Source organism: Aeribacillus sp. FSL K6-8394 (assembly GCF_038008865.1).
In the GTDB taxonomy this organism is placed as follows: Bacteria; Bacillota; Bacilli; order Bacillales; family Aeribacillaceae; genus Aeribacillus; species Aeribacillus composti.
Genome location: NZ_JBBPAA010000002.1, coordinates 238310 through 256820, shown reverse-complemented (window position 1 = coordinate 256820; position 18511 = coordinate 238310). Strand labels below are relative to the sequence as shown.

The following is an 18511-nucleotide window of genomic DNA, read 5'->3' as shown; positions in this document are numbered from 1 at the left end:
TTCAACCTTTAGCCTAACAAAACTATATTCTTATTTTTTGTCTCAAATAATAAAATTTGCAGGTCTTTTTAACCAGAACATTATTCTTATAAAAAGTTTAGCCTCCATAATAGAAACCGGTTTCTTTCAATGTTAGCGGTTCGCCTTCCCGATGCACTCCGGCATTGAACACTTCACCGACGTAAATATAGTGGTCACCTTTTTCTATTTTTTCCACCACTTTACACTCAAAAAAGCTCAACGCATCTTTAAAAATCGGACATCCTGTTTCTTCCGTATAAAATTCGTATCCAGCCAGCTTGTTTCCTTCCGGCTCAATGGATCGGAAAAAGGCAGTAACCATGTCCTTCTGACCCGTCTCCAAAATATTGACGCTAAATACTCCGCTTTTGGCAATTTGTTGTTGTGAACGTGTACCCGCTTTTGCGGCAACTGCAACTAAAGGCGGTTCAAAAGAGGTTTGCGTCAACCAATTTCCAGCAAATCCATTGGCTCCGTTTTCATCTTTCGTTCCGACAATGTACAAGCCATATGTAATTCCACGTAAAGCCGTTTTTTTCGCCTTTGCATCCATGTTGAGCATCACCTTCCTTTGAAAACAATTTTTTGGATTGTTTTGGGTATTCCCTTTAGCTTCATTTTAGGCAAACGATTAAAATATGTCCAGTTTCAGCTAATAGTTTGCCTAGAGTATCGGCCAATTGTTCCAACTGCTTCCAATTCTCTCATAATGGCTTAACTTAAAGCGTCATCATACAATAGAATGAAAATCTAGCCTATTAACATATGAAACGCTGGTATGCGGCGGGCATACCAGCGCAGAAGGTGACCTGATGCTTTTAAGGCTTAACGGTACTCATTGTGTAAGTCTATATTGTATGAAAATTAAAGCAGCTAATATTTAGATTCGTTCAAAATGTTCAATGTCACTCCATCACCAAAAATATCTCCATTGATCAACAATTCTTCCCATTGCCGAATCAGCCAATATACCGATAAAAATCGCAAACACGATGGAAAATATAGCAACATAGATAAAAAATGAGTATAAAGGATCTATTCCTTTTGAATATTTCGTTAGCAGTACACTTATCAAATAATATGGAATGAAAACTACCGCAAGCAAAATTGAAATGCTCAGCACAATGTTTCCATAAACATGGGATTTTAACAAAACTAGCAATAACGCGATAAGCGAAACAATGATCGCGGTGGTAAGATGTGCTCCATATATAGCTGTTACCTCTTGAAAAGATGCACTTGATCCAAACAATTTATTAACAATGAACATACACAATAACACGAGCGCAACAATAAGAAAAACAAATATAAAAACAAAAAAAAATACCGAAACATACGAAGGTCCATCATAAAACTCATTTATCAGTCCTTGAGTACCATGAATTGCCGATTTAAATAGATTGCGGACAAAAACGCTAACCGTTAGTGTGACAATGAACACAAATAAAATAATGCTGATAAAGCCATTCACCCATTCATTTTTTTCTTTGCCAAAAATGGATGACGGATGTTTCAAAAAATGAACGAAATAGCTTCCATACACTTTCGACTGCTTTTTAACGGATTTCCGAAAGAAGTCTCCCATCCTCAAGGAATGTGCAGGGCGTAGCCCAATGAGTAGGTGGGAGATGAATTTCGGTTGGCTTTAGCCAACGAATATGATAGAATATGGCTAGAACGGACACCTTCGGAACGAAGGGAAGCGTAAAGGGTTCTTGTGTGTGGCTTACCGTTCAGCGAACACACACAAGTCGCTTGAAGCCCCAACCTCTAAGCGAAGCGTAGGTGGTGGGTAGTTCACCCTTTTCTACATGTTCATTCATTTGTGTGGAAGCTGCTTGGCCATAAGACGGTTGGGGATTTCTGTTAATTGAAACCTGATCCCCGCCGCCTCCCGCTGTTTCTTGTAGATTTGGATCATTATTCAATTTTGCCCCGCATTTCCCACAAAAATTTCCTTTTTCTTGTTCATTTCCACATTGATGACAAATCATTTTCCTCTATTGTTCCTCCTCTATTGATTGGTATAACATGGGCAGCCGCCTACAATCGGCTTGCCCAAACATTGAATGAAGGTCTTCTACGAATTTAATTGAATCACTGTTCCTTTGTATTCATCCAATTTTCGATCAGTGTTTTATGCTCCTTGCTTCCAACTGTTTCTTTCGCATATTGCGGATCAACGATCGGATCTTGAATAGTGGATAATTTATGCGTTAGCACTCTTGTCACCGCTTCGTTGATGCGCTTTTCTTGAATTTTTCCGTCTTTCACTGCTTTCACTAAGCCATTATAAACCTCCACTTGATGCTCATATTCATGGCAAACGAGCAACAAATCCGCTCCGGCATTAATCGCTTCGATTGCCATATCTTCATATGAATAATATTTATTTACTGCGCCCATTTCAAGATCATCCGTGACAACAATTCCTTTATACCCCAGCTTTTCCCGAAGCAGCTTTTGAATCATAACAGAAGATAAACTTGCTGGTTTGCTAGGATCATAACTTGGATATTTAATGTGAGTCATCATAATGAAAAATTGATTGTGATCTGTATTTTCAATGAGCTTTTTAAATGGATAAATATCGGAATTCTCCAAATCCAATTTGTCCGCTTTTACAGAAGAAGTGTCAATATGCGGATCAACACTGCTTCTTCCGTTTCCGGGAAAATGCTTGAGCGTTGCTGTAATCTTCGCTTCATGCAATCCTTGAACCACTTTTGCACCATACGTATAGACTGCTTCCAGATTTCTACCAAAAGATCGGCTGTCAGTCTCTGACAAATCCAAAACAGGTGCAAAATTTAGATGAAATCCCATGGCAGCCAATTCCCTTCCGTTCAGAAGAGCAATATCGTACACCGCTTTTTCATTTGCAGCTTGCCCTAGCTTCTGTTGGGATGGGATGGGAGACACTTTTTCTCTCATCCGCAAAATGTCTCCCCCTTCTTGGTCCACTCCGATCATAAGCGGCACTCCAAACCGCTTTTTCAGCGCGAGCCTTTGCAAAGAATTATTTAATTGCGCAACTTGTTCCGGAGTCTCCATGTTGCGGTCAAACAAAATGACAGAACCGATATGTTTGTTTACGATTAAATCGGTTATTGCCTCGTCTTTTTCCGTGCTTTTAAAGCCCACCATCAAAAGCTGGCCGACCTTCTCGCCCAAAGACATATCATCCACTATTCTAGCTGCTTTTTCTTCGACCGTTTCTTCTTTTTTATCGTTTTTTTCTTCTTGCAAAGCTGCAGCATTACCCGCTTCTTTTACTTCCGGTTCTTCACGTTGCTCTTGAATCTTTGTTTTTTGATTTTCCTGAAAGAGTGGCAATTTCGGGATTGATATAATGGCAAAAATACTCAAAATAAATATGGCGAAAATGAGAAGCAAAGATTTCCATTTCATTCCGTTCTAGTATTTAGCTTTTTAATTTCAGGCGTTGCTAATTTCCAGCCGTCTGATTCCTTCACTAAATACCATTTCCCTCCCCATTCTTGTACTAATGTGGAGCCGTCGTCCTGTTTGTCATAAGAAGTTAATTGAAAACTCACGGTCGCTTGATCATTTTCTATACTTTCCACACTTACATTCGTAACTTCATTTTTAAAATTGTTTTTTAGCCCTTTAGACCATTTTTCATAGCTAATTTTACTGCGACGGCTTGAGGAAAACAGTGCATATGCCGATTCGTAATCACCGCTTGAAATACTAGTATAATGGCTCATAATCACATTTTCGATCTCCGATTGTTCATCATGATAGTCTTCTAATGAATCTCCAACATCTTCGAAATCTTCCATTGGAATTTCTTGTTCAAATAATAGATCAATCGTTTCCCCGGCTTCTTTAATTGTCTTTTTATTGCTTTTCAACGTACCATCAGCAGTTTTTATTTCGGCATGAAGCGTCATCGAACCGTCTGTTGCAACTGGTCCAAACTCTTCTACATCCGAAATTTTTAAACCTGTGCTCTTTCCATTGACGAATAAAGTGGCATCTTCAATATTTGAATATAAATATACATAATCTCCAGTTAAATCAAAATTTATGTACACTTTATTTTCTTCTGCATCACTTGGCGAAACTTCTTCCACTTGCTTTACGTCTGCGTATTCTCCTTTGTATACTGCTTGCACTTTATGATTGATTGGCAAAAACGGCCCGTAAGTCCGTTCTTCGTCTTTTTTTATAGGTTCATATTTTTTCCCATCTATGTAAATATGGCTATCATGATTTGCCGTTACGACAATATATAAATTTTTAGGTATGAGTGCATAATAATCAAAAAATAACCATTTTTTTCCTAATTTATTGATCGAAATATCTGCATCAGTACGCTCAGGAAATGCCCCTTTTTCATAAATAACCGCTTCTTCATGCAAGCTATTTTTCAGTTCAGAAAATTCCGATGGGTTCATTTGATAATAGTCAATTAATTGTTTTGCCACTTTTTCATCAATTTTTATATCCGATTGCTTCGAGTTTAGTAAATGAGCCACTTTTTTTGCATCATGATTGTTGACAGTTAGAATAAAATTTTCCACAAGTTTTGTCGGTTTATAGATCGATTTTACAATAAAAAATGAACTTGCAATTACTAAAATTCTGTAGTTGAGCAATTTTAATTACAATAATTACCATGTAAAAAGAGACAAACAGGGTACCCCTTATGCCACATGGAGCTGTTTTTTGACAACATCAATGGGAATATCTTGCTTCGCTGCATGGTAAATGAACTCGACAAGACTATGCCCTTTCTTCGTTCGGAGAAGATCAAGCCCAGTAGGGAAATCCCGGTTGGACTCGACCATACTGTACACATAAGCGAGTTGCACCAAGATCCAATACCGTTTCACCGCCCGACGCCCGCGAACGCGGTACCCATCGAGCTTCAGCTGGTCTTTCGCTTGTCGAAAAAAGCATTCGATCGACCAACGTTGGGCATAGTAGCGCAAGATCTCTTCATCGCTTAGATCCCGGTCGGTGCTCAAGACGCAGTGAAGATGTTCGGGTGTCATCGGCTGATCGGCTTTCCAAGCCAACAACACAACGGCATCATCGAGACCTTTCAGCGATCCCTCGTAGCGATACACGCGATAACGCTCTTCTCCCACCGTGACGAGATGGGTGTCGTTCGGTTCGATATAGCGGGCAAACTGTTTGGCTTGGATGGCGATGCCTTTCGGATAGAGAATCCGGTTCGTTTTGAGCATCGCGATGACGTGAAATCCTTTTTTCAGACAGGCTTCCACGAGCGCTTGCGATGGATACCACGAATCCATCAGCACATAAACGGGACGGCGTACATCCAAAGAAGAAAGCATCTCGATCGCGAGTTCCCCCTTGCTTTTCCCAGCCGCCTTGTCGTAGAGGCGGAACGCAAAGGGAAAAGCCTGGGTCATCGTATGAACCATGAGCCAAACAAGAGAATGTCCCCAGATCGACTTTTTCTCTGTGTGAGAATAGTGCCAATCACACCCTTGAATGGCGTGCGTGGCCCGTGACGAAGGCTTTGTTTTTTGGCAAATCGTATCATCGATCGAAACAAAAAGGGGTTGATTTTTCTGTTTGGCGATCCGTTCGACACGATGAAGCATCCATTGCTGGAGTTTGCGAAGCAATGTCTCTTCCTCCCACGGGCTTTTCGTGAAAAAATGGCTGAGTGTCGTTCGATGGTTCGGATGAAAACTCCCATGATGTAAATCGGTTAGTGTTCCCGAAAAGCCCTTGGTGATCATGGCATCCACGATATGAACAAGATGCTTCATAACAGGTTTCGAGAAATAAAGCGCCAATCCTAACATCGTGAAAAACTTGTGAATTCCTTGATGATGTGCTAGTCTATTCATGAGACATGAACCTCCTTGTTTGAATGGTTTTTTGGCACATCTATTCTAACCAAGGAATCGGGTTCATGTCTTCTTTTTTGTTTGGTTGTAAATTTATGTTAGCGGATTTGCTCATCTACAGTAAAATTAATAGAACTCCAATACTTGCAAAAATCTTAGATTTTTTCGTTGCCAGCACCGGTCTTCTTGATCCTGATCCCTCCCCTGCCTTCATTACATTTTGCGATTGTACGGCGTTTTGTGATTCTACGACTTTCGCGCCGCAATTCGTACAAAATGTTTGATTTTCTTCTAATCGGTGTCCGCATTGTTGACAATAGTTCAACGATATCACCTGCTTTCTTCATAAAATTCAAGGAGATTATATCATTTCATAAGGCTTTTGGTAGATTTTCTGAATAATTAGACATTAAAACAAACAGCACTCTTCTTAGAGGTTTTTCAAACATTTTTTAAGCTTCTATCAATCGGAGTAGAGACTTTAAACAAAAGGTGTTATATTTGCCCCTTTTTTCATTAAGTATAGGAAAACCCCCGACTGAGTTGAAATTCATACATTTTACTTATATAAGAAATTTTGTTATAATATTTATTAGCAACCAGTAGGTTTGAGTGCTAACAATATACGCCACTTTCATTTTTCATTCATCCATCTGTTATGAACTTCATAATCATAGACTAATGGAGGGATGACAAATGAAAACATTACTGTTAGCTGGTGGTTTAGGAACACGTTTACGCCCATTAACTGAAAATTTGCCGAAACCGATGGCACCCATTGCTAACCGGCCATGGCTCGAACACCTCATCACTTATCTTCGCGATCAAGGAATCAACCAATTCGTAATAGCCTCACATCACTGTTCAGATGTCATAAAAAATTACTTCGGAGACGGCAAACGTTTCGGTGTAGACATTGAGTACTCTGATGAAACACATCAAATGGGAACAGCAGGAGCTATCAAAAATGCTGAAAGATTTTTGAAGGAAAGATTTCTTGTTGTAAATGCCGACATTGTTCACTTACCAAACTTGATTCCTCTTCTTGAATTTCATGAACAAAGCGGCGGGATCGCCACAATTGCACTGACGGAAGTAGATGACCCTTCTTCTTACGGTGTCGTTCAACTGGACGATTCCAGCCGGATTTTGCGTTTTGTTGAAAAGCCTCGTCGTGAAGAAGCACCATCAAATTTGATCAATGCTGGTTTGTACATTCTTGAACCAGAAGTAATGCGCTACATTCCAGCAGGACGTGAAGTTTCTATCGAACGTGAAACATTTCCCACCCTTATTCAAAAAAGCAAAAGTGTATACGGAAAAATAAGCAGCGGTTACTGGTTTGATATGGGAACACCAGAACGTTACCGGAAAATTCATTGGGACGTTCTTGAAAATCGGAACCCGTTGCCTACTCGCGGAAATCAAGTTCAACCGGGCGTTTGGTTAGGAAAAGACACCAAAATCGGATCTGGCGTCCGCTTTATCCCTCCTGTTTTAATCGGGGATAATGTCGAGGTAGGCGATCAGTCAGTAATTGGCCCGTTTGCAGTGATTGGTGATCATTGCCGCATTGGCTCCAAAGTGCATTTTTCAAACTCTATTCTTTGGGATCAATCAAGCATAAGCGATAATATTCGTGTCAACAACAGTATTATGGCTTACAAGACATTCTTAAATGAAGGTAAAGTGTACGACAACTTGATCTTGAACCAATATGAGAGGGTGATGCAAGCATGAGTCGAATTGCATATGTCAGCACATATCCTCCGCGCCGCTGCGGTATTGCTACCTTCACTGAACATGTATTTACAAACGTAAGCGCTGCTGGCAAACGCGGTAATCGTGATCCAATCATTGTACTTTATAATGAAAATGATGACAGAAATGTATATGAAAATAATCCGAGATTTTGGCCTTTGCCAATGCAAGATCGTTCAGCTTATGTGAAGATGGCCAAAAGGGTCAATCGAAGCGATATTTCTGTTGTAGTTTTGCAGCATGAATTCGGCATTTTCGGTGGTGAAGCGGGAGAGTACATAGTCGACTTTGTACGTGCATTAAATAAACCGCTCGTCACGACGTTTCACACGATTTTCTCTGATCCTAAGCCGCCATATCGGCAAGTCCAGCAGGAAATCGCTGATTTAAGCGACGCTATAGTCGTCATGAACCGCAAGGCTGTCTCTTATTTAGTCCGAGCGTATAATTTGCCCGAAAATAAAATTATCTACATTCCACATGGATCGCCTAAACCTCGAGATAACGAGCGGGTTCAGCTTCGCCGCCAGCTGGGATTTGAAGGCAGAAAAGTATTGCTTACATTTGGATTACTGAATCGCGGCAAAGGAATCGAATCTCTAATTTCAGCCCTCCCAGAAGTTGTCCGTGAAGTACCGGAAACGTTATATATTATCGCGGGACAAACGCATCCTGAAGTGAAAAAGCGGGAAGGAGAATCATACCGTGAAGAGCTGCAAAACATGATTCGTCAGCTCGGATTAGAAGAGAATGTCCGAATGATTGACCGTTACTTTAATGAAGAGGAGCTCGTCTCCTACTTAACAGCGTGTGACCTATATGTAACTCCTTATCCGGGCTTGCAGCAAATCACAAGCGGAACGCTGGCTTATGCCGTTGGAATAGGGCGTCCGATCCTCTCCACGCCATACGAGCATGCGCAAGATTTATTAAAAGGCTGTGAAGAACTGCTTCTTCCGTATGGCGACATCAAAGCATGGGAACAGCGATTAAAAGAGCTATTAATGGATGACAATGCATTACACCAATGGGAAAATCGAATTCGGCAGATTGGAAAGGCAACCCATTGGCCAACTGTCGGGATGCAATATTTGAAGCTGTTTGCCAAAATCGGTGAAATGGTCTTGGATGAGAAGGGTGTGAAAGAGCCGAACGAAAGCGTGGTGAAACACGTTGCCCCAACCAAATATTAATTTTGATCATTTGGAACGTTTAACTGACGATACAGGGTTGATCGAGCATTGCCTCGGCCGGATTCCTCGCCGTAAAGAAGGATATTCAACAGACGACAATGCGCGCGCCCTTTGGCTATGTATTGAATGGATAGAGCTTCTTCAAGATGAACCGTCTGAATTGAAGAGACTCTACGGAATGCTTGATCGGTATTTAGCCTTTTTGCTTTGGGCTCAAAGGGATGATGGATGGTTTCATAATAACTTTTATTATGACCGAACACCTGAATCGGAAACTCGTTCTGAAGATTGTCTTGGTCGATCAGTTTGGGCAGTGACAATGGCCTATTTAAAACTTAATGACAATGCCCGCCGCTATGTGGCAGCAGAAATTTTGCGCAATGCCCTTTCTGCATGCCGCAAGCTTCGTTTTGCCCGCAGCCAAGCATGGGTGCTGGCCAGTTGCAGCAAACTGCTCATGGAAAAGAAAAACAGCATTTCCTCTCTTGGAATAGCAGAAGATGAACTTAAACAATTGGCAGAGACATGCGAACATAATTTATTAACAGCATACAAAGAGCACCGAACCGAAGATTGGCATTGGTTCGAAAAACAAATGACATATGCCAATGGAATTTTGCCTTGGGGATTATTTTTATCCTATCGATACAACCGTCGCAATGAAACATTGCGAATTGCCAAAGAGAGTCTTGATTTTCTCATCGAAAAGATGGGCGGATTCAACAGCTCCCCCATTCGGCCAATCGGCAACCGGGGTTGGTGCAGCCGCCACAATCGCGCCGACTGGGATCAGCAGCCCATCGATGTTATGAAACTAGCTTTAGCTGCAAACGAAGCTTATCATATTTTGGATGATTCTGCTTACTTACAAGTTGTGCTGCGCTGCCGAGACTGGTTTTATGGCGGGAATGACCATCACATTCCTTTAGTCGATCCTAGCGATGGCAGCTGCTGCGACGGTTTGAACTCCGATGGCCCTAACCAAAATCGGGGCGCGGAATCAACACTTTCCTATTTAATGACTGAAGCTTTAGCACATCCGCTAAAATTGGAAGTATTCGAAAAGATTTAATAAAAAATCTGTTTTTCAGTTGTTCAAAAAAGTGCAGCCGCCTTTTCCTCTATTCTTCGGACGATATGGCGATTGCATTGGGGAGATCATCATCTCCCTAATTTTTTTGCTGTTTTCTTTTCCTCCAAGTTATTTCCCCGAGCCGGATCTGAAAACGCTTAAATGAATTTTTTGTTATTCCACAACCTTTTGCAATTTTTTTAAAATGTTCATCCAGCCATGATTCATCCGTTCACGAACAACAGAGCTTTTTTCATTTACTTTAGGCAGCACATCGTCAGGATGCTTCCATCCGCTGTGAATAAGAGTAAATTCAGTTTTATCCTAAATCCTTCAAAATAAATGAAACAACCCAGCCTTCTGTATCCCATGTGAAAGAGAGGCGGTAAGGCGGTTCAAGTTCTACCACTTTACATGGAGACGGCCCGAAAGGAGATTGCAGATGGAATTCATGTCCCAGCTTTGGCTGAAAATCATTTGGCATGAACCATGACGCAATCCCCTCTGACGTAGCCGCCGCCTCCCAAACTTTTTCAATTGAGGCTTCTAATACAATTGATTGATGAATGTCTTGTAATGGATTTTGATGATTTTTTTCCATAGTCTTGCTCCTTTTTACATCATTTAGTTTCAAATTATATGAAACCACAAGGTACTATGTCAAACGCACTGACTCATGAAATAGAAATTCTTAGATATACATGAAAAAAACCGTTCCGAACTAGAACGGTTCTTTATCTTTGTAAACGCTATCATTTTCTACATCAGTTTCAAAGGATCATAAAAACAAATCTTTATTAATGGGCAAATTATTTTTCTCGCAATAAGTTAAGTAATGATCGATAAACCAAAATACATCTACCGTTTCAATGATACGGTCTTGATCATCGAGAAATTCAAGCGGTCCGTTTAAATGAAACACAGTTTCCATCCCTTCGTCGGAAACGAGTGTATGTGTCCTGCCCGGACTTTCGCGAATAAAATCTCCCGGTTTTGCGATCCAGTCGTATTCTTTGTAATACCAGCTTCCTTTCATCACATAACCAGTGACAGGACCGCGGTGGCGATGCCTGCCAAGCGTGCCGCCAGATCCAACCCGAAGAACATTGACGGAAGTATTGCTGCGTATATCGAAAGACAAATGACGTATCCAGACGTTTTCTACAAACGGGACCCAAGGCGAAGTTTCTAAAGAAGAATGGATATAACCTTCAGAAAGTGCAAATTGGTCTCGTCTCACATCTACTCTTTTTTCCACCTGTACATAATGATCCACAATATCCCCCCGCACCTTTTGATTTCTTCACTTTTGAAACAAGATGAAAAATTCACTAAATGTATATGATTTCTTCATCCAAATACAGTAGCATTGCATTAAGTTAATTTTAATTTGTCAAGCCCAATTTTATGTTAAATTTCATCTTTTTGGATATAAAAAAACTCCTTATAATTAGGATTGGCAGTCCTATCCAAATCCTAAGAATAAGGAGAAACCATTATGGATAAGAATACCACAGAATCCACAATAAATGAACTATTTAAAGAGATCGATCCAATAACTTTTTCAAAACTAATTAATGTGATTGACGTTGACAAATACATTAAAAAATTAACGGTGTATAAGTTTTTACAACTTTGTATCATCGCTCAGATAAATGAATTGGAAAGCTTAACAAAATTGGCCAAACATTTGAAAGACAAGGAAGAGTTGCAGACATATCTGGAATTTGATGCAATTAGTACTTCGCAACTTTCTCGCAAATTAGGCCAATTATCCCCTCAACTGTTTGAAAAAGTATTTAAATATCTGGTCTTAAAGATCCAAGGGCAAATGAAAAATGCCCCGATCATCCGAAACATTGGTCGTCTTCTGGTCATTGATTCTACCACGATGAGCATGAGTTTGAGCCAATATCCATGGGCAACTTTTCGTAAGACAAAGGCTGGTGTTCGACTCCATTTAAAGGTTGTTGTAACGAAGGATATCACTGTTCCGAATCAAGGGATTATCTTACCCGCGAAACATGCCGATCGCACACAGATGGACGAACTCATTGAAATCGATCCAAATGCGATTTACTTGTTTGATCGAGGGTATGTCGATTACAAACAGTTCGACCGCTTATGCCGAGAAGGGGTGCGATTCATTACCCGGCTTAAAAAGAACGCAGAGATTGAAGTTTTATCGGAACGGATTCCCAATCCAGAACGTTTGATTTATAGGGATCAGATGGTCATTTTAGGAAATGACCGTAATCATACCAAAATGACTCATCCTCTCCGATTGATCGAAACGGTCGACAGCGAAGGGAATCCCGTGATCATCATAACCAATTGCTTTGATCTTTCTGCGGAAGAGATTGCAGATTTATACCGATATCGCTGGAAGATAGAGACCTTCTTTAAATGGATGAAACAGCACCTTAAGATAAAAAGATTTTATGGAAAAAGTCAAAATGCCGTTTACAATCAAATTTGGATCGCCCTAATCACCTATTGCTTACAGGCCATGCTCCAATTAAAAGTGAATCACGATGGTCCTTTATTAGAGATCAAGCGAACTTTACAGAATCTGCTTTTTAAAGGTTTTGACTGTTTTGTTCGCTCCCTTTTTAAAAAGCCAATTCGAACGTCCAACGGTCGGAAAAAATACCATTGGGAAAAAGATTTTGAAACCATCGTGTACCAATTTGAAGAAGGGGAGGTGGAACACCTAGACGATTTAGTTTATGATCCAATGTTTCTGTAATATATTACCAAATTGTGGAAATGGACTGCCGATTAAGACGTCATTGTCCTTTTAAGCTTGCTTAGAAAGATTGTATGTCTGAATATTCAGTTACATGAAATAACTGGAATTTTTATTGAGCTTGACAAACATTAAATTTTTTTATGCAACGCTACTGATCCAAATATGACAAATTCTTTTTAGTCTAGAAGAAGGAAAGGTACTGCTAAAATTTACAATAATTAACATATTTGGTTATAATCTAATATGAATAAAAATTATTCATCTTTATCATTTCATTTAGTTCATTTTCTCCCCTGCTTTATGGGCATATGCAAAAATAAAGATCAAAACAGAGGTGAAAGCAAAAATGTTGTGCGGATTTCTTTAGCTGAACAGTCTGCAGCAGGAATTGAACAAACATCTGCCGCATCCGAACAGACGAACAGCTCGATGGAGGATATTTCAGTAAATTCCATGAAGTTGGCAAATCGGTCAGAAGAGCTCAACGGGTTCGTTCAACAGTTTAAACTATCTAACTAATTCCTAATACCAATTATTTCAAGCTGGTCGAATACGTTTCATGTGAATGGCATGCCAAAATACAAGAAAAAGGACAGCCTTTGATTAAAGAGGCTGTCCAAAAATCCGTAAACGCCCAAGCGATCGCGCTTTATTTTCCTTGTACGACGGCTTCAATTGAACTTCGGCGCCAGCAAATGATCCATTCCCGCACTGTTTAAAAAAGTTACAGGTTGGAATCAATTTTCCCAACGAGAATAGATTTTTACAAGCCTATTCATCTTGTCACTTCGGTCTAAAAAAGGTGAGAAATAACAACAGTTCTTAGCGTTAACTAGACGACTTGGATTTGGCCAGTTTCGTATTTTTCAATGACTTGTTTTGCCAAAAGACAGTAATAAAAAGTGTAAACACTAATAAAATGCATCCTAAAATGAAAGGATACAAAATTTGAATATCATATAATATTCCCGCCAACATCGGCCCCAATATATTTCCTATACTCATATAGGCGTTGTTTAACCCCATGGCAAAGCCTTGTTCATTTCCAGCCATCTTTGAAATAAGAGTGTTCAAAACAGGACGCAAGATGGATGTTGCAAGAAAAATCAAGAGGGTGATGACAAAAAACAGAGAATAGCTGTCGGCAAACAATGAAAGGAAAAATCCAATTGCAACTACGCCTAAAAAGAAATTTAAAACGGCTCCTTCCCCAAAGCGGCCGACAAGCTTATCGACCACAAACAACTGCACAATCACACTTATCAGTCCAGTTAATGTAACCATCCAAGCAATTTCTTGCGGTGTTGCCCCAAACTGATCATCCATATATAACCCGATGACAGATTCATAAGCCATTAAACCAAAGCTCATAACAAGAGTAATAATCAACAGCATAAAATACGGCTTATGAGCGGACGAAACCAATTTTTTTAACATCGGCTCATCATTGATTTGCGTTTTTTGTTCCGGGGTATGTTGTTGTTCAACACTTTCTTTTAAAACTGTTAATGAAAAAATAACAGCAGCTAAAGAGACGATCGTTGCAACAAGAAAAGGCATTTTCAACCCAAAATCAGCAAAGAAACCGCCAATCCCTGGTCCTATTACAATCCCAAGCGACATGGCTGCTGATATGAAACTGTTGCCTTTAGCCCGCTGCTCAATTGTCGTAATATCGGCAATATAAGCAAAAATAGCGGGTACCAGAAGCGCGGAGCCTATCCCTCCGACTACACGCGAAGCGTACAGCCACCAAATGGAATCAAATGCGTAAAAGATAAACATAGAAACAGTTAAACCGATTAATCCTAAAACAATCATTTTTTTCCGGCCATACTGATCTGTCCATTTCCCTGCAATTGGAGAAAACACAAGCTGGGCTCCTGCAAATATTGCGACCATTAAACCAGCTGCCGTACCGCCTTGACCAATGGACTCCAAATAAGCAGGCAATATGGGGATAATAATGCCGAAGCTTCCAATAGTTATAAACATGTTAATCATTAAAATAATCATTTTTCTCCACTGAGACATTGACATAGTGAGTACCTACGCTTTCTTCCGGTCTATTTCAAGCACATAGAAAACCTGCTATTCTGTTTTCTGGACAGCAGGTTTATTCTACAGGCATACTGCGGTGATTTGTATTTAGCATTTTCAAACACATACTAATCCTATCCAGAAAATATATTCGCTTCCTTAAAAATGCAACTTAAAGATAGAATTAGTTAGTCATATCCAAACCATCATCCTTCCGCTTTTTTACAGATTTATAATATCTTATAACATCAAACAAATCAAACAAAAATTTAAATTCAATGCAGGCAACATAATGCTGAAAAGGGAAAAAACAGAAATCCCGACCGAGAGCCTGAGGAAAAAATCCGAGCGTTGAAAAAGAAACTCGGCATAGGCGGTACGAATGAAAGCAAAATGATGTGCCATCGACATAAAAACTAACGTATATTATAATCAATACAGGCATTTAAACTTAGCAGACGCACTATCCGGCATGCTTTAAGATCCGCTGTCTTTCATTCTACTTGAAGTAAAATGTATTCGCTTAGAATTTGAAGATCCAGCGAAAACTCAAAAGGGCAAAATACATGTGGTTTTGCATGATACCAACTTTTTCCCCGTTTTGTTCGGGGGCTGTCTATGATAATTCATTTGATGAAATAAAATCCTCTGAAATTGATTCATTTGAAACGAATTTTTAGCACATAAAAAAACCCCCTCAAAGTTGTGAGAGAGTTTAACCCCTTAAACAAACGTTTGATTAAAACCCTGCATGACTTAAAGTCCCAGCAAACTTACCTCCATAAACAGCGCTCTCATCAAATTTTGTATTTGGTCAATATTATCGTTTCATGGGCATGTTTGGACAATTTTATTATCGACACTTAAAATGAATATCCTACATGTTTTCATCTTCATCAAACGTTTAGATGCCCCACGATGAACACCTCCTAATTTAGAGCCTGCCTTAATCTAAAAATGCCTTCCGCAATTTCTTCTTTTGTTAAATTTCCATATCCTAAAATAATTTTGTTTTGATGGATTCCTTTTTGAATAGCATGAACTTCTTCAGGATAAATTTTCACTTTATGCTTCTTCATTATTTCATTTACTACTTGAGTGAACTACCCACCACCTACGCTTCGCTTAGAGGTTGGGGCTTCAAGCGACTTGTGTGTGTTCGCTGAACGGTAAGCCACACACAAGAACCCTTTACGCTTCCCTTCGTTCCGAAGGTGTCCGTTCTAGCCATATTCTATCATATTCGTTGGCTAAAGCAACCGAAATTCATCTCCCACCTACTCATTGGGCTACGCCCTGCACATTCCTTGAGGATGGGAGACTTCTTTCGGAAATCCGTTAAAAACACGATGTTTTGAAATTCTGCGACTAAATGCAAACCGGTGGAATCGCCAAAAATTTTAACTGTGTCGCCAAATTGTTCAGTCAAACTTTTTTTACATAGTCACGCCGCGCTTTATATATTTTTTTCATTTTCCTGATGTGGCGCTCTAAATGCCTTTCATCAATGAAACGCTTTGTAACTGAAAGGGCTGAGGTGAAGGAAGTGGCAAGGTCTTCATATGGATTTGAGTTTATACAAAAACCGTAGCGTAAATCGCTAATCGCTGGTTGGATGATAAGGCTTACCGGTTGCTGAAACGGACATCCTGTATCAAAAGGCTAATAAGCATGAAACTTGTATCAATAATAAACAGCTCTTGCACCAATACAAGCTGTTATGAAATCTTTATATTAAATTTTCAAAAAATTATAACAAAATGACAATTTATTTCTTACTTCGACATTATCGCTATGCTAAATTTTAAACAGTTACCTGAATCCGTGACAAAACATCTTTACAATGGTCGCAAACCGTTGATACGATAAGGGAAAACGACGTTGACGATTCTTCATCAAGTAGGTGATGTGATGAAAGATTTCCCGATTCGGTTTGTATTGACAGATGAAGCGATTACCCCAAGTGCTGGGCTTGCTCTCGTTGGCTACTTACTCCATCGAACGAAACTGGATAAACGGGTAAACGCACTTCGGCTTCCAACGGTTCGTCGAGAAGTGCACATTTCCCATAGCGATGTCATTCGCTCGATGATTGGCTTGCTTGCCACAGGAAAAACGGATTTCGATCATATCGAAGCGTATCGTCAGGACGATATCTTTTCGGCATCGATGGGGATTCAGCACGTGCCTTCCTCTCCAACCTTGCGACAACGACTCGATCAGCTCGCTTGTCTTCCGATGACCGAAACGATTCTTTGGGAGGAGTCCATACGTCTGTTGATTCAACGACATGCCACTTTGTCCCCTTGTTGGACCAAAGGAAAGACGACATGGCTTCCCCTTGATATAGATGGTTCCCCATTTGACAACTCCGATACGAAAAAAGAAGGAGTTAGTCGAACGTATAAAGGATTTGACGGTTTTACACCGTTGTTTGCGTATGCAGGGAAGGAAGGGTATCTCGTTCATGCCGAGTTGCGTCCAGGGAAACAACATGTGCAAGACAACATGCCCTCGTTTTTAGTCACCGCTATCCGTCGAGCTCGTCAACTGACTTCATCTCGTCTGCTTGTTCGCATGGATGCAGGAAACGATGCAGAAGCGAATGTGCACGTATGCCTAAAGGAAGACGTGGACTTTGTCATCAAGCGAAACTTACGCCGAGAATCGAAAGCGCTTTGGTTCCAGATCGCTTCGCAAAAGGGCAAACGTGTCGATGATGGACAAAGCGAAGGAGTACAAACCTATGAGCTATGCCTTCCACAGAAGGCAGCGATCGATGGAAACACGTATACGTACGTTCAAGTCACCCAAGTGACGGAACGGACGATGGAACGCAATGGACAGCTGATGCTCGTTCCTGATTATGAAGTGGAAAGCTATTGGGTGCGGCTCAAAGGATACGAGCATGTTCGAATGAGCGATGTGCTCGCGTTGTATCATGACCATGCGACATGCGAACAGTTTCATAGCGAACTGAAGAGCGACTTAGATTTAGAGCGGCTTCCATCTGGGAAGATGAAAACGAATGCGCTCGTGTTGGTCATGGGAGCCTTCGTTTACAATCTTCTTCGTCTGATTGGACAAGATCTATTAAGCGATCCGAGACATCCGTTGCACCACAAAGTGAAACGCCGCCGCATCAAGACGATTATTCAGACGGTGATCACGATGGCAGGGCGACTCGTCCGTCGATCACGACAGATCTGGATGAAACTGACGCGAAGGAGTGGCTATAGCGAGCCCCTACTGAACGTCTATCAGAAATGGAGAGAGGCAAGATAACGAACGAATGTTCGGGCACTGATGTCCAACGTCACTCCCTGTGCTTTTTTGTCTATTTTTTTGGTTCGTATACCTAAAAAAGAGATTTGTTCCATTTTCGGAAATAGAGATGACATAGGTCATAAGCATAAAAGGGGTTTTATGGATTATCAATCCATCAAAATTACAACAAAATCAAAGTCGATTTCAATTCATCACGGATTCAGGAGTTATATTTTATTCCAATAATGACCATTTTTAATTGGAAGGAGATGGGATTATGGAGAAGCAAAAAAAACAGTGGGAGCCAACAGCTATCAAGGAACTGAAAAAGCCAGCAGGCACCTCGATTGTGAAAGCGGCTGGATGTATGAGCTGCTGGGCCTCAAAAAGTATCTCGATGACTAGAGTCTGCTGGCTCCCACATCCGGCAATGCGCCTGCTATAACCATTATATTCAAAAGGATTGCAATGGAGCAGTTTTTTAACTGCTCCCTAAAATAAAGGAGTAGTGGCAGTGAAGCGCACCCATCCAATGTCATATATATACAGA

The 18511-nt window shown here is 40.4% G+C and carries 17 protein-coding genes and 1 pseudogene; 7 read left to right on the top strand and 11 right to left on the bottom strand.

All coding sequences use genetic code 11. The features are described from left to right. Positions 1–97 precede the first annotated feature (97 nt). From NSR00_RS13675 to NSR00_RS13645, 7 genes are all read right to left on the bottom strand, one after another. On the bottom strand, positions 98–574 hold the full coding sequence (locus tag NSR00_RS13675; RefSeq protein WP_066250491.1) for a flavin reductase family protein: 477 nt from the start codon (positions 572–574) through the stop codon (positions 98–100). 360 nt (positions 575–934) lie between these two features. Then, positions 935–1564, bottom strand: coding sequence for a YIP1 family protein (locus tag NSR00_RS13670; RefSeq protein WP_340789457.1), 630 nt, complete (start codon positions 1562–1564; stop codon positions 935–937). A gap of 190 nt (positions 1565–1754) precedes the next feature. Then, positions 1755–2015, bottom strand: a complete 261-nt coding sequence (locus tag NSR00_RS13665; RefSeq protein ID WP_340789455.1) for a hypothetical protein — start codon at positions 2013–2015, stop codon at positions 1755–1757. Positions 2016–2118: 103 nt separating this feature from the next. Next, the gene (gene nagZ, locus NSR00_RS13660) at positions 2119–3432 is read right to left on the bottom strand and encodes a beta-N-acetylhexosaminidase (RefSeq protein ID WP_340789454.1); all 1314 of its coding nucleotides are present in this window, start codon (positions 3430–3432) and stop codon (positions 2119–2121) included. Then, positions 3429–4571 (bottom strand): TcaA 3rd/4th domain-containing protein, encoded by a 1143-nt coding sequence (locus NSR00_RS13655; protein WP_445659587.1) that lies wholly within the window; start codon positions 4569–4571, stop codon positions 3429–3431. Before NSR00_RS13655 ends, nagZ begins: the two co-directional genes overlap by 4 nt. Positions 4572–4694: 123 nt before the next feature. Next, on the bottom strand, positions 4695–5876 hold the full coding sequence (locus tag NSR00_RS13650) for an IS701 family transposase (protein WP_340789074.1): 1182 nt from the start codon (positions 5874–5876) through the stop codon (positions 4695–4697). Positions 5877–5991: 115 nt separating this feature from the next. After that, complete coding sequence (locus tag NSR00_RS13645) at positions 5992–6201, bottom strand: zinc-ribbon domain-containing protein (RefSeq protein WP_340789451.1); 210 nt, start codon at positions 6199–6201, stop codon at positions 5992–5994. Between the two features lie 371 nt (positions 6202–6572). Between NSR00_RS13645 and NSR00_RS13640 the strand changes: the two genes are divergently transcribed. From NSR00_RS13640 to NSR00_RS13630, 3 genes are read left to right on the top strand one after another with little or no spacing between them, the layout of a single operon-like run. Next, positions 6573–7616 (top strand): sugar phosphate nucleotidyltransferase, encoded by a 1044-nt coding sequence (locus NSR00_RS13640; protein ID WP_063386531.1) that lies wholly within the window; start codon positions 6573–6575, stop codon positions 7614–7616. Continuing rightward, on the top strand, positions 7613–8830 hold the full coding sequence (locus NSR00_RS13635) for a glycosyltransferase family 4 protein (protein WP_340789450.1): 1218 nt from the start codon (positions 7613–7615) through the stop codon (positions 8828–8830). Before NSR00_RS13640 ends, NSR00_RS13635 begins: the two co-directional genes overlap by 4 nt. Then, positions 8811–9902 (top strand): glycosyl transferase, encoded by a 1092-nt coding sequence (locus NSR00_RS13630; protein ID WP_340789449.1) that lies wholly within the window; start codon positions 8811–8813, stop codon positions 9900–9902. The genes NSR00_RS13635 and NSR00_RS13630 overlap by 20 nt, the downstream gene beginning before the upstream one ends. 174 nt (positions 9903–10076) lie before the next feature. Here NSR00_RS13630 and NSR00_RS13625 read toward each other — a convergent pair. Together NSR00_RS13625 and NSR00_RS13620 are read right to left on the bottom strand one after the other, a co-directional pair. Next, positions 10077–10503, bottom strand: a pseudogene (locus NSR00_RS13625) (SRPBCC family protein). A 177-nt stretch (positions 10504–10680) separates the two neighbouring features. Next, positions 10681–11178: a 2,4'-dihydroxyacetophenone dioxygenase family protein gene (locus tag NSR00_RS13620; RefSeq protein ID WP_340789447.1), complete on the bottom strand. Its 498-nt coding sequence runs from the start codon at positions 11176–11178 to the stop codon at positions 10681–10683. 222 nt (positions 11179–11400) lie between these two features. Here NSR00_RS13620 and NSR00_RS13615 point away from each other — a divergent pair, with 222 nt between their 5' ends. Continuing rightward, on the top strand, positions 11401–12651 hold the full coding sequence (locus tag NSR00_RS13615; protein ID WP_340789445.1) for an IS4 family transposase: 1251 nt from the start codon (positions 11401–11403) through the stop codon (positions 12649–12651). Positions 12652–12897: 246 nt separating this feature from the next. Next, positions 12898–13173, top strand: coding sequence for a hypothetical protein (locus tag NSR00_RS13610; RefSeq protein WP_340789443.1), 276 nt, complete (start codon positions 12898–12900; stop codon positions 13171–13173). Between the two features lie 309 nt (positions 13174–13482). Here NSR00_RS13610 and NSR00_RS13605 read toward each other — a convergent pair whose 3' ends face one another. Both NSR00_RS13605 and NSR00_RS13600 read right to left on the bottom strand, forming a co-directional pair. Then, positions 13483–14694, bottom strand: coding sequence for an MFS transporter (locus NSR00_RS13605; RefSeq protein WP_340789442.1), 1212 nt, complete (start codon positions 14692–14694; stop codon positions 13483–13485). A 929-nt stretch (positions 14695–15623) separates the two neighbouring features. After that, positions 15624–15773 (bottom strand): hypothetical protein, encoded by a 150-nt coding sequence (locus NSR00_RS13600; RefSeq protein ID WP_186439321.1) that lies wholly within the window; start codon positions 15771–15773, stop codon positions 15624–15626. A gap of 832 nt (positions 15774–16605) precedes the next feature. Here NSR00_RS13600 and NSR00_RS13595 point away from each other — a divergent pair. Next, complete coding sequence (locus NSR00_RS13595) at positions 16606–17979, top strand: IS1380-like element ISGsp2 family transposase (RefSeq protein WP_044899598.1); 1374 nt, start codon at positions 16606–16608, stop codon at positions 17977–17979. A 259-nt stretch (positions 17980–18238) separates the two neighbouring features. Then, complete coding sequence (gene skfA, locus NSR00_RS13590; protein WP_063386524.1) at positions 18239–18406, top strand: sporulation killing factor; 168 nt, start codon at positions 18239–18241, stop codon at positions 18404–18406. Positions 18407–18511: the final 105 nt, after the last annotated feature.